Genomic DNA, 12,747 nt, shown 5'->3' with positions numbered 1-12,747 from the left:
TAGCTACCATCTCCTTGCGTCAATTCATGTCGGGGCAGGCAGATCGATCTGCCTGCCCCGACATCATCCGAATGTTTACCGGACCAACGTCAACTTGCCGTTTATCGAGGCAGTGCCAGCAGTCAGCGTGTAGAAGTACACACCCTTCGCTAAACCGGTAGCATTGAAATTAATAGCGTAATATCCCGGCTGTCGTTCGCCATTCACTAAAGTTTGAACGGGTCTACCTGCTGCATCGTAAACAATCAGCGAAATATGACTACTATAGGGTAACGCATAGGAAATGGTAGTACGGTTCATAAATGGATTGGGTGAAGCTCTAACTTCAATACGCTTTGGAAGTTGCTGCTGTCCTTCTGCTATACCAACCCCCAGCGCTGTTGCGGGAACCCACTGGACAACAAACGGGTTGTTTGTGCTGGACCCTTGGCCCTGCACGATGAACCCTGCCTGCTGGTCGATTTCATAGATAACAGGAACGTAGAGCTCACCGCCCAACCTCACCATTTTATCAGCTACACAGGGGAAACGGCATGATGCTGTGCCAGCTTCTGTAAGCTTAACCGCACTCAACCAGCTATTACCGCCATCTTCAGAAGCAGCAGCAAAAATATCAGCCCGCAACAGGTTGGTTACCGGTTCAACGTTGGCCGAATCAAACTGCTCCCAAGCGACATACAATCTGCCACGATCATCCTGTCCGATGCTGGGCCGGCAGGCATAGGCTGCATTGTATCCAACCGAAGCCTGTAGATTGACTGGATCACATCCCGCCCGGTGAATTTTGCTCCAAGCTGGGGTATTATCCGGACACCAATGCCAGATTTCTGCTGGGATGATATATAGGGTATCATGCACACTCGGTATAATTCCGGCTACTATATGTAAACGGTCCTGATCATCATACCAGGGGAATAACGATGTAATATGGAAGGACGCAATTGTATCTCCACCGTAAGCCGGTGGTGGGGTAAGCTCAGTTGCATCTCCCCAAGTCGTTCCGCCATCTGTAGAAATTCGGTAATAGGCAGCTTCATAAGGTGTGCCTTCCGAATAAACCCAGACTACGCAGACCTTCTGACTGACTTTGGATGCTGCGATGTTTTGTGTGGGAAACATCGGCTCGGGCTGGGGCGCCACAATACTGACAGGCGACTCCCAGTTGCACCAAGTTGCAACTTTAGTGTAGTAGAGCTGATCTCTCGTAGCATCATCGTTGAGCGCACAATGCACCACCTGTTGCGCATCAATGCTAATCGGGGGCCAGAGGTACCCTTCAGCATTGGGGGAGCCATCACAATATTCAAAAATTCCGCCACCAGGTGCCATATCTCTTCCGAGAACGGGTCTGATCGCTCCGCCACCGGGTGACTGATGGGTAGTAAACATTGCCACGCCTGTTACCGGATCCGCATCCAGCATCCCGAAGCCACTCCGCTCAGTATATACACTCACTCCTGATGCCATGAAATCCGGATCAATCCAGTTCCAAGCACCAGCCGCAAAGTCGAAAAAGTTGTAGCGCTGATTACGGTCGCTCCAAGGACTACCAGGTTCTGCAGAAAACATCCAGCCGGCATGTAACCCGTAGTCTGACGAATTTACCAGCAAGCGATACTCAGGTCCGTTGAACTGCCAGTCATAGGTTGTTCCCCCGATGGTATCCACCTGTCCGACAAGGAACCTCACCGTTGCCGGAGGTAACTGTACATTCTTCGTCTTGATTACGGCATTTTCCTCGGGCAGAGCCGTAATCGGCACCGAGTTACCCGCAAATACCAAAACGGGTAACAGGGCAAACAGACATAACATGCTGCGCATCAGCATCCTCCTTTTTGTTTTGGCTTACTTGATGCCTTCATCTGTTTTACATCTCCGGCTTACTGCAGCGTAAACTGGTAGGGAATTGACACCCAAACCCTCACCGGCTTATCCCGCTGCATTGCCGGAGTGAACTTTGCCTTGAAAGCAGCTTCTATTGCCGCTGCATCCAAGGACTGATTTCCCGAACTCTTGATAATTTTAGCATCGATGACCGATCCATCAACGTCTACCAGTGCCTCCACCACACATCTGCCTTCAATACCTGCATTACGCGCAAGATCGGGATAAACAGGTTTAGGAATGCTCACTGGCTCAGGTTTTTTCTCCACTTTCCAGAAGGGAACAATGGGAATCTCTGTTTCATCCACTTTCCGCGTAACTTCGGTAAACGTAGTCGCCTCAACCGTAGATGCTTCAACTTCCTGTTCGCTGGCTGCAGCTACCGGAACCGACGGTTTAGCCGCTTTCGGAGGCTCAGCTATCTTCTCAAGCTCTGGAGGCAGAGCTTCCATCACCATCTCGACCGAACGACGCAGCTGATAAGGCTTAACCAAGAACTCTTTAGGGAGAAAAAGAAAGGCAGCAATGATGATTACCAGCGAGGCAATTAAACCCAGTCTGATTGCCACTGCATAATACTTTTCTTCCCATTCAAGAGAAGCAATGTTTCCCATTCGATTACTCATCCGCCCCCTCCTTTACCATAACTGGTGGCAAAAGTCACCTTCAATGCTCGGGCATCTTTTAATGCTTCGAGGACATCGGTCACATATCCGTATTTTACATCCTTGTCTGCCTGGAGAAGCACTACCAGCTCTGGATTTTCAATCACCTTTTCAGTCATTAACGCGGTTATTGAGGAAGGTGTCACCAAATTATCATTAACCGTCATCTTACCAGTAGCATCGATCCATACCGCAGCAACATTGCGCCGTTTGAGTATTCGTTCCGTCATCTCAGCTTTCGGCAGATTTACCTTAAGCCCTTTTTCTGTTCGGAAATGTGTTGATACCATGAAAAATATTATCAGGAGAAATGCAATATCAGCTGTCGAGGCAGTTGGAATATTGGGAGTTGTCGCCTTTTTCAAGCCAATCCGTCTCATTGCCCACCACCCTCTTCTTCCTGAACCGGCATCAAACTGATCCGTTCTGCCTTAGCCACCTTCAATTGATCGAAAACTTCGATCATCGTCTGATAAGGTGCCTTACGACTTACTCTAAGTGCGACTGCCAGCTCCGGATTCTTGTCTAATTCCTCGCGGACCAGTGTGCTGACTTCAGGAATATTTACCACCCGATCACCAATTAGCACCTGACCAGTCTGATTAACCGCCACAGTGAGGATATTCTCTGATTTTATTTTAGTTTCCGCTCCCTTCTCAGGAAGGACAATCTTTAAACCTTTCTCGCGGCTGAAGATACTCGTGGTCATAAAAAAGATAATGATGAGAAACGCAATGTCGCCCATGGAAGCAGTGGGAATATTGGGTTCAACTGAACTTCTGCTTCTGGGCCGCAGACTAAGTGGCATCGCTACTCCTTGCAGGCACCGCGTTTGAGCACGAGATAATCAATCAGCTCACTGGAAGCGGTTTCCATATCCCGGAGATAGCCGTTGATCTTACCGGTAAATAGAATGTGAACGATTGCTAACGGTGCTGCAATTATTAACCCCCACTTAGTTGTAATAAGTGCTTCAGCAATACCGCTTGATACTACTGTTGGATCGACCTCACCTACTGCTGCAATCGCCTTGAAAGCACCGATCATTCCCGTGACCGTCCCCAAGAATCCAAAAAATGGAGCCACAGTTGTCAAACCAGCGAGTAATGCCATACCCCGGTCAAGAAACGCCAGTTCAGTAGCCCCTGCACGAACGATGGCATCCTCCATTACCGCCCGGTCTGCTTCCGCCTTGAGCAACGCAGCACGCAGCACCTTGGCTACCGGACTCGGTGTCTGATCACATAATTCAATCCCTGCCTGGATACCGTTTTTGTCTACTGTCTGAAGAAGTTTCTGACTGAACTTCTTCACATTTACCCTTGTTCTGATAAAAAGGGTAAATAGCCGTTCCAAGGTTAAAGCGATACCGAGAACGGCACAGACCAAAAGGAACCACATTATTCCGCCGCCGTCTTTGAATTCCTGTATCATTTTTTAATCCTCCTTATTTGCCTTTTTATCTACGGCAATAATAATTTAATCATTTCTAATTCAGTGTCAAGTTTAGACCTTAATAATTTAATTTTCACTCAAAAGAATTAATTTACGGCGAAAGACGCCATTACTGCTTCTTACCAACAGGTAATACACTCCGGATTCCACCTTGTGATAATTAAGGTCCGTTCCGTCCCAGAATATTTCTCTTCGGGAGAAAAATGGAACAATAGACCGCCAGACCTGTCTGCCATCTAGTCCGAAAATTTCCACTGATCTAACCCCATTGGGCAAATCACCCAGATGTACACCTCTCTTGCGACTGACGATACTTGTGCCGGAAGACGTGAAAGCTGAAGATCGGGAACACGATTCTTCAACACTGATACATACATCAGACTGGACCCAAAGGGCATGCAAAGGTGAAAGAGTAGCTGCGGTTCGAGGATAATTACCGTTCCAATAATAAGTTAACCCCGAAGTTCCGTCTTGGTTTTGCAGCCCTACTGTTACCGAAGTGTAATCGTTAACTGTGCGGAAAAAAAGCCCGATGGGATTATTATGATTTGCTCCCAGATAACTTGTGTCATAAATCTGGATCTGCACTGTCTCCCATTTGTCAGGTGAACCGAAGTATGGAATCGAATCGAATTCGACGATGATTCTCGATTGAGTTGTATCAAAATAATACCAGATGTAACCATATCTTGTCGGTGCTAAATCATCCCAGAGAAAAGCCACAATATTGGGAGGTGCCCCTGTATAGGGAAGTTGAACATTTGTAAAATCACATCGCCTTGTTGTATCGGCAGCGATCCAGCCATTACTGCAGATGGAAATAAAGCGATAAGGGATACTATAGTAACGCCAGAAGCCAAAAGATGACGGCAATTCGAACCAGGCAGTTTCATCATCACCAATTACAACCCGCTGCCCTATACCCCTTACTTCTTTCCATTGAAATCGGGGAATTTGTTCATAACACGAATCGGTCCAGTCATAAACCATATAACCATAATTATCTGGGCCAACAGGGAGATTCATCGAATCGCCAGCAATTAAAGGTATTTCAATTGTATCTTGATATTGAGATCCCGAAATAACCAATTCACACCTCAGTTTTGTTTCAACTGGAACATCGGAGCGCGCCCTGATACGAAACCAATCCCATCGTGATAAAGTTGTCTCACCGGGCCCAGCAGAGTCAAAGGTCCCAATATTATCGATAATATCAATATAGGGATCATCTGTTTGGAGCTGCCCACAGAAAGACCCCACTCGAGAACCGGCATTCCTCAATAATAAAATGAGATCTACGGTTTCGCCGCGATCAAGTTTCCGATTGAAAATCGCTCCACTGTCGTTAACAATGAAAGAACTGTATTGCACTGATGGTGCGTCCAATGTGTAAATTGAGATATCATCAGCGAAGACCTTCGCTGAGGGATAAATCCCTCAAGAATTACCACTAACGAAACCAAGCAAGGTTACTTTAATGGATTTGATTTCACTCCGTTGAATGCCAGGCAAACTTTCCAGTTCGCTTGAAATATTAATGTGATAGTCATACCAGTTGACCGTGTCTGGAACTCTTATTAAATGCAGAGTTGGACTATTCTGCCAGTTACAACCGGCAGTCGCGTAGACAATTCTTGTTTCACCTAGTATCGAGTCGTTGTTATCTAAATACTCCATTTCGACAGCCGCGGCTGCAAATAAACTGTCACTCTCACTTTTTGCTGTCAAACGACAGGATACACGGAATTCAAGATCCAAGGTAGAAATGCTGACTTTTTGGAACAGTTTGATTCCTTGATGAAGTAATTTGTGGAGCATGACTTCAAAATCACGGTCAGGATGATAACTATGTCGCCACCGTACCCGACAATTACCAGTGTCGGGAAATTCTCCCCACCGTATAATCTGCCAACCAGAATCCGGAGGGAGTTCGAAATTTCCGTTATAGATCAAGTCTCGTGCGGAAATCAAGGAAAATATCATGGTAATGAACAAACAGGATCGCCTAATTCTCGTAGGAAACACTATTAATAAATTGGCTGGTTAAGTCTGACTTCATAAGTCTTAGTAAAGTACTCTACCTTTACCCGATCCGGACCGACTTCCGTAATTCTCCTCCCTTCTATTAGATCACCTTTTTTAACCTGGCGGTTCCCGACCACTGCGACCCTTTCACCGTCCGGCTGAGATATAATGGCTTGCAGTACCGGCGTTCCGCTACGTCTGGCAGTATATCCTCCACGGCTACTTCTGGTACTCGTTCGGGTCACCGTCCGACGCTCTGCACGTTCACGACGTCGCCGGTCCCGGAAATCCCTTGTCGATTCCTTTTTACTGCGATCGCGCCGGGAAGCTCGAGAGGCAAGTTGTTCTCGTGAACCCCTGGATGCTGCACTACCTGTTTCTGTCAGCCTTGTTGCTACACTCTTTGTTCGTTGCGGTGCTTTCGCTGAAGTCCCCCTCCTCCCGCCAAAGGCTACAACAAGAACGATGGTAATAACTAGAATAGCTACGACTGCAAACATTATGTATTGTGCTTTTCCCTGCTTCGGCGGTGACCGGCGTGGAACACGCATTCCTGATGACCCGGTTTTACCAGAGGACATCATAATACCTCCCGCTCCTTTTGGTTTTACGTCTAGGCATGATCCTCTATATTATGATGCTGTAAAAGATTAATGTCAAGCAAAATTATTTTATTAGAAATTTGCTCGAAGGATCAATGAAATGGTATGTTGAGGAATTCGATTCGGTTGATCGCAAAAGATGTATTCCCCACTTAAACTTAAAACATCACTCCAGAGATAGTCCACTTTTAGCTGAACCTTGGGTGTAAATCCCAATGGGGACGTAAGTTCAACATCAAAGGGCAAATATGCAACATTGGCCCAACGATATGTTAATTCAACCCGGGGCTGAAATTTAATCCGTTGCCCGAAGGTAAATGACTGCGTCAACCACAATCCCGCTGCGTTTAGCCTGAACTTCCCCAGTTCGCGATAAAACAGAGGTTCGGATATCCAACCCAACTCTCCGAATACACCCAGCTCCGCCTTCAATTTCGACTCTAAGATCGGTGCCAGTTCCAGTCTTCTGCTTTCTCCGTCATATTCCAGCTCGCCCGAGTACAACCAGCGTATTATTTTTTTTCGCTCCCCACGAACGAACAACTCCAACTCAGCTGACGGATCTACAGATATTTCGATAAACTGACTATTCTGGCTGAACTGTCGGCCGGATATCAGAAGTGTACGGTCACAAGCTATATTTCCCTGAACTCCTGTTAAAATTCGAACTAACGGCTCAATGCCCTTCCATTGTAGGCGAAAGTCATAAGAATTGTTGACTGTCAGCTGGCTAGTGTCTGATGAAGTTAAATTTCGAGTATAACTTCCTGTAAATTCCAACACTTGAATGTCGGTCACGCTGGTGTTTATTGACATCGAAAAATCCCTGACATCTGTAAATTTCCCCTGATAGACGAGTACCCGTTCATAATCACCATGGGGATCGGAAATATAACTACCGGTTAAGGTATCCCGTCGATAAGTGCCTTTATTGGGACCGACATAGCGAAAAATCTCATCCTTTAACTGTAACTGACGATTGATCTGGCTTACATCAAAGTTTAATCTTATGCCCTTCGTTGGTGCCAGCCCGCCATTTATACCGCCGAAGAACTTTCGTCCTCCGGTGTTGTCACTGAAATTAATAGTATTATAATATTGAGAGCCACATATTCCATCGAACCGGAAAAAATCCTTGAAGTTCTGTTGGCATTTCAGCTGCAGCAACTGTGATCTACCTGTTTCTTCCCATGCATTTGTAGCAGAAGAATTTTTTGCTGCATATCCGCAAACCTGTAAATCTGCGCTCAGTGTAGTATTTTGCCACGGTTCTACCCTTAAACCAGTTTGCCAACTTTGGCTGCGTTCCGCACTATCTTCCTCCAACCCCAATGTAAACAACGGGCTAAATATTAGAATCCGAGGAGCAATACCGGCATTCATACGGGAAAAATTTCCGGCTCGATGTGCTCCTAAAGTCAACCAGCGGATTCGCCCGTCCGCGCCCCAGCGCTCAATATACTGCCCCCCTGTTCGTTTTAACCTCCCGACTTCAACATTTAGCCCGGTATTATTGTCCGGTAATGCTTGGATCTTCAATTCATCAATTCCAATATATCCCGTCTCACTTACTCCCCCCCAGTGATAAGGAAATTCAATGTCCCCTGATTTCGTAGAAAGACTAAAACTCCCCCCCCTTACTTTATGCTGATATTGAAAACTGATAAAATTTTTCGTCCAAGTAAAACCGTAATTCCAAGCTCCGGCATTAATTACCCCATTTTCCCCTGCAAATAGATTTACATTTCGGCGCAGAAAGGCGCCTTCAACGAACACACCTAATCCCTGATAACAATACCCGGCTTTGCTATATATTATCTGCCCCATTCTTGGAAGCTGGACATTAATGCTATCAATATAATCACCCGCCTTATACCCCACAAATTCGAATCCGCCAGAATAATAATTATAATTATACGAACCCTGAGAATCACCAACAAAAGTGAATTTTACCCGGTAGTCACCAGATTTAGCTCCAACAAAACGGTAATGACCGTCTTCCAAGACATAATCCCCCTGTCCATCTCCTACATACTCGGCTCCGGAAATCCAACAACGACCCGTATCTCGTCCCCAAAAAGCGAGCTTCTGTTTTGCTTCCTCGGTCAGTGTATAATTCAGCATCCTATTAGGATCATCTCTTTCCTGAAACAGCATTAATTGCAATTGCAATGGGCCCTCTGTATTTTTCATTCCGCTAGCTATGAGCGTTCTTTCATAATCAAAAGCATAAAATTGAAATTCCACCTCAATTCTTGAGCGGGCGGTGATTATATTTCGATTAGTAAACACCAGTTCGCCAGTAGAATAATCGATGATGTAATCTGCATCCCAACCTCGGGTCATTTTCCGGCCATTTAAATATACATTTTCGCTGCCAGGTACAATCTGTATGGATTGACCATCAACAGTCAGTGTATAAGGTCCCTGAATACCTTCAATGCCTTTCAATATCACTTTTCCGAACTCTCCCCTAGAACGAGCATATGTGAAAGAACCCCGGATAACTTTATTTTCTGTCTTCAAAATCCCTCCGCTTGCTTCTCTGGGAAAAGTACCAAACCCGCCTGCATCTACTGTCAGTCCCACATCGCCGAACTGACCACTCCAGCTTCTTCCCTTAACGGTTATTGATATCTTATCAATTTCCTCAAGTTCCAGAGTTGTCCCCGTAGCAGGAATCGGTAATCTCTGGTCAGAAAGTTCGCCTTCAATCTCCAAATTCTCAACCTGACCCTTGAGCGACAGCCTCGTAGTTTGATTAATCCCTAATCCCGCTTCATTGTTCAAGGAAAATCCTACCGACTTAGCTCCGGAAATTTGCCAATCATCTCGAGAAACGTCCTGTGTTGAATCAAACCGCGCTATCACCTGGATAGTGTCTCTCTTCGATAACTGAACCGACTCCGCTTCAGCTGTTCTGCCATTAAACTGAAGCGGACTCATTACCAGAGTTGAGTAAATTACTCGGATAACAGCAAACTCGGGCAGGGGCTGAAAAAAAATTATTTCGCGCCGATTGGGTTCAACTGTATATGCAGTTCTGTTGAGCAGAATGCCGTCTACCCATACTGAATCACTATTGTGAATAAATATTCTTGCAAATCGAGTATCAACCATCTCCTCCACTGGTTCTAGTTGGTATTTAAGTTTCCAGTTCTCGGCTACAAGAACCGAGTTATACCTCTCCCCAATTCCGCCTGCTAACAGGAAAAAAACAATTAACGGCTGGCAGCTTACCAGCATCAGTTAATCAGGTAAAGGATAAACCACTATCTGTCGGTAATTGTCCAAAACAAATATCCGGTTGCCCAAGCATTGAATTTGAACTGGATTGGAAACATCATGAAGCGAATACTCGACCAGACTACCGGAAAGAACCAATAGCATACTTTTTCCTCTTCGCATCAGCAACGCTCTGTCCTTGAAGTCGGATGTCAGCAAATCAACCGACTGGGGAATTCTCCAATCCCCAGTGATGATACCTGCACGATTGATCCTTAGTAACCTCTCGCCATTAGCAATAAGACCATAACTCCCATCGGAAAATAGTGTCAAAGCCCCAGGGTTTTTAACATCCGAACGATCAAGAAAAACCCTGCTTTCACCAAAAAGGGTCTTCAACCAAACCTGTTTTCGTTCCTTGTCACTGATCAGCAGCTCTCCGGGAGCATATTGGATAAGTCCAGAAACCCGCACATTGTTTACCAAAGGTTGGATCAGCCGTGAATCTTTAGACAGACGATAGATAGTTTGTTCGTTGTATAAATAAATATAGAAACGGTCGGCGTAAATTCCCTTGGGGGACAAAATGCTTACTGGAATTGTTTCGGCTACAGTAAATTCCGAATCATAGGCTCTAATTCTTGCCCCCGATTGTTCAAGCAGCAAGAAATTGTTCCCATCGCGGCAGAAATCCTGTACCTCGGTACTTAAAAAGATTGTTTTTATTGGTCTGATTGTCTCAACCCGTTGAGCGCCGCTCGATCTTTCTGGAATCACCGTTCGGCACTGGGATATTAACAGAACGAGTGTTAAAATCTGTAAGTGATAAAGACCCCGATAAAGATTATAACTGCCTCTAATAAGTATGCCTCCTGAATATCTATCCCCTAAATTTCACCTACAACCAGGGAACGGATATCATGTCCCGAATCACATCTTGTAACCGATCCTCCGAAGAAAACTCTTCCGTTCCATTGTCTCCTGTTCTCCTTCCACCCCACGAGGTCTTGCACCATCGATTATCCCCAGAATCCCGGCACCCGATTCATCTTCAGCAATAATAACCTTAACCGGATTCGCGGTTGCACAGAAAACTGTACAAACTTCCTGAACTTGTTTCAGTGCATTAAGAACATTTACCGGAAAAGCATTGCCAAGAATCAGAATAAAAGCGTGCCCCGCACCAATCGAAAGTGCATTTTTAATCGCCATAGCCTCCAATTCTGCATCTGTTCCCGCATGCCGGATTAAACAGGGCCCTGATGCTTCACAAAAAGCCAGCCCAAATTTTATGCTCGGGACCGCCGTTACAAGACATTCGTAAAGATCTTCTACTGTTTTAATGAAATGGGCCTGCCCGATGATCACATTCGCCTCAGCGGGCTTCTCAATGGATACAGCCTTAATCTCCATTTCTCCCCTCCCCATGCAGGATTGTCAATTTTCCAGTAGCGGAGAAAACCCCGGCAGAACAACGGTAAAAATATACACCGGCTGGAGCCCCATTTAAATCCAAGTTTGCTTTCCAACTTCCCGAGCCGTTCGGATGTAAATTAAATATTTTTAACGGTGTGCCGTCAGGCTGGTAAAATTCCAGTCGGACATTCTGTGCTCCAAACCCATCGAGGCTGATGGCAAATCTCCCCCTGACCGATGGATTGGGATATATTTTGAAACCTAAAGCTGGGGGAAAACACTGGAAATCATCGACTCCAGTTGGATTAATGTAAAAAGTGATCATTGTGCTTTCGGGGGAACAAACTGGCCAGGTTGTCCAGAAATCTATCTGTCGACTGAGAGAAAATTCGTCCATCGCCCAGAGATAATAATCAATTCTCGCTGGAGGTGTAATCTGCGGAATAGTAAAGTAATAAACTGAACCACGCTGAGAATCGGGACTGACTGAATTCCAAGAACCCTGATTGATGCGATAAAATAAAGATTCTGTTCCCACAACATCATTATCAGTAATAGTTGACCACACGATAAAAGGACCTGAATAAATGGTATCAGTCCAGACCCTTGTGTTGGCAAAGACCGGGGGTCTTAAATCCCACCCGGGAATAGAACAGGTTTCAACCTGCATAAGCGTACGCACGGTAATAAAGTCGGGGGGAGCACCGTTATCACTCATAGCTGCCGCCACCCCATTCCCACCAGCAAAATGTCCGGGAACAACCCATTCATAAATCCACCGGCGGTCTAATGTCCCCATATTATCTGAGTAAACCATATAGTCCTTGATTACAAGACACGGCCAGAAGTAATCGCCGGACATCGGAACTTTTACTTTACCTCTGGCTACTACGGATTTCTGATGCTGTTCTGTTGCCTGATAAGGTATACCAGGGATGATTTCGTACTGCCAAGACCAGGCAGATATCCAGCTGGCACCATAATATATTGGGAAATTATAGACCACCCCATCCGGACGATAGTTGCCCAAAAAACGAAACCCGCCCTGAGAGAAATCTATTCCATCGGCATAGAGACCATAATTATCAGTGTAGAAATATGATTCACTCTCTGAACCGTCCCCCAGTGTATCAAATTCACACACTGTTGGTGCGGGCGGATCGTTACTCATGGTATCAGGCGCGGGATAACGTCCCTCAGTATAGTGTCGTAGACCGGTTTTTGCCCGCAACTGTCCGGGGTAGATTGTCAAATCCCATACTTGGCGGGTAGAGTCAAATGGTGACCAGTTGAATATCGACTGGTTCTGACGATAGCGCGCATAAGTGTCAATTACAAGCGGAACCTCATGCGAATCAATCCTGATGTTGTGAGCCAAAGATAAAGACATCAGGGTAAAAGCCCCGGCAATAAACGAATACCATCGCCTCGTCATCTTTTACTCCTTTGGTTTCAATACCAAATTATCATCCTAT

General features: G+C 45.7%; 11 protein-coding genes. All 11 read right to left on the bottom strand.

The annotated features are described in order from the left end of the window. Positions 1 to 75 precede the first annotated feature (75 nt). The gene (locus tag ABIK48_03635; GenBank protein MEO0021247.1) at positions 76 to 1,821 is read right to left on the bottom strand and encodes a T9SS type A sorting domain-containing protein; all 1,746 of its coding nucleotides are present in this window, start codon (positions 1,819 to 1,821) and stop codon (positions 76 to 78) included. Positions 1,822 to 1,880: 59 nt separating this feature from the next. Next, positions 1,881 to 2,510, bottom strand: a complete 630-nt coding sequence (locus ABIK48_03630; protein ID MEO0021246.1) for a TonB family protein — start codon at positions 2,508 to 2,510, stop codon at positions 1,881 to 1,883. Continuing rightward, complete coding sequence (locus ABIK48_03625; protein MEO0021245.1) at positions 2,507 to 2,929, bottom strand: biopolymer transporter ExbD; 423 nt, start codon at positions 2,927 to 2,929, stop codon at positions 2,507 to 2,509. The genes ABIK48_03630 and ABIK48_03625 overlap by 4 nt, the downstream gene beginning before the upstream one ends. Next, positions 2,926 to 3,357, bottom strand: coding sequence for a biopolymer transporter ExbD (locus ABIK48_03620; GenBank protein ID MEO0021244.1), 432 nt, complete (start codon positions 3,355 to 3,357; stop codon positions 2,926 to 2,928). Before ABIK48_03620 ends, ABIK48_03625 begins: the two co-directional genes overlap by 4 nt. 2 nt (positions 3,358 to 3,359) lie before the next feature. Continuing rightward, positions 3,360 to 3,983, bottom strand: a complete 624-nt coding sequence (locus tag ABIK48_03615) for a MotA/TolQ/ExbB proton channel family protein (GenBank protein MEO0021243.1) — start codon at positions 3,981 to 3,983, stop codon at positions 3,360 to 3,362. An 87-nt stretch (positions 3,984 to 4,070) separates the two neighbouring features. Next, positions 4,071 to 5,390, bottom strand: a complete 1,320-nt coding sequence (locus tag ABIK48_03610) for a hypothetical protein (protein ID MEO0021242.1) — start codon at positions 5,388 to 5,390, stop codon at positions 4,071 to 4,073. A 51-nt stretch (positions 5,391 to 5,441) separates the two neighbouring features. Continuing rightward, positions 5,442 to 5,999 (bottom strand): hypothetical protein, encoded by a 558-nt coding sequence (locus ABIK48_03605; protein MEO0021241.1) that lies wholly within the window; start codon positions 5,997 to 5,999, stop codon positions 5,442 to 5,444. Between the two features lie 704 nt (positions 6,000 to 6,703). Next, positions 6,704 to 9,877 carry a hypothetical protein gene (locus ABIK48_03600; protein MEO0021240.1) on the bottom strand — a complete coding sequence of 1,058 codons (3,174 nt, stop codon included), beginning with the start codon at positions 9,875 to 9,877 and terminating at the stop codon, positions 6,704 to 6,706. Positions 9,878 to 9,880: 3 nt separating this feature from the next. After that, positions 9,881 to 10,633, bottom strand: coding sequence for a hypothetical protein (locus ABIK48_03595; protein MEO0021239.1), 753 nt, complete (start codon positions 10,631 to 10,633; stop codon positions 9,881 to 9,883). Positions 10,634 to 10,786: 153 nt separating this feature from the next. Continuing rightward, positions 10,787 to 11,269 (bottom strand): adenosine-specific kinase, encoded by a 483-nt coding sequence (locus ABIK48_03590; GenBank protein MEO0021238.1) that lies wholly within the window; start codon positions 11,267 to 11,269, stop codon positions 10,787 to 10,789. After that, positions 11,259 to 12,707 (bottom strand): hypothetical protein, encoded by a 1,449-nt coding sequence (locus tag ABIK48_03585; GenBank protein ID MEO0021237.1) that lies wholly within the window; start codon positions 12,705 to 12,707, stop codon positions 11,259 to 11,261. The genes ABIK48_03590 and ABIK48_03585 overlap by 11 nt, the downstream gene beginning before the upstream one ends. Positions 12,708 to 12,747: the final 40 nt, after the last annotated feature.

The sequence above is a fragment of the candidate division WOR-3 bacterium genome, from assembly GCA_039801085.1.
Classification (GTDB): domain Bacteria; phylum Hydrothermota; class Tepidihabitantia; order Tepidihabitantales; family Tepidihabitantaceae; genus JAOABP01.
This window is presented reverse-complemented; position numbering and strand designations above follow the sequence as displayed.

Excerpts from the sequence above, each read along its gene's own strand:
- ABIK48_03590 (MEO0021238.1), bottom strand. The coding sequence starts at position 11,269 with ATGGAGATTAAGGCTGTATCCATTGAGAAGCCCGCTGAGGCGAATGTG.
- ABIK48_03625 (MEO0021245.1), bottom strand. The coding sequence starts at position 2,929 with ATGAGACGGATTGGCTTGAAAAAGGCGACAACTCCCAATATTCCAACT.
- ABIK48_03600 (MEO0021240.1), bottom strand. The coding sequence starts at position 9,877 with ATGCTGGTAAGCTGCCAGCCGTTAATTGTTTTTTTCCTGTTAGCAGGC.
- ABIK48_03585 (MEO0021237.1), bottom strand. The coding sequence starts at position 12,707 with ATGACGAGGCGATGGTATTCGTTTATTGCCGGGGCTTTTACCCTGATG.
- ABIK48_03620 (MEO0021244.1), bottom strand. The coding sequence starts at position 3,357 with ATGCCACTTAGTCTGCGGCCCAGAAGCAGAAGTTCAGTTGAACCCAAT.
- ABIK48_03615 (MEO0021243.1), bottom strand. The coding sequence starts at position 3,983 with ATGATACAGGAATTCAAAGACGGCGGCGGAATAATGTGGTTCCTTTTG.
- ABIK48_03635 (MEO0021247.1), bottom strand. The coding sequence starts at position 1,821 with ATGCGCAGCATGTTATGTCTGTTTGCCCTGTTACCCGTTTTGGTATTT.
- ABIK48_03630 (MEO0021246.1), bottom strand. The coding sequence starts at position 2,510 with ATGAGTAATCGAATGGGAAACATTGCTTCTCTTGAATGGGAAGAAAAG.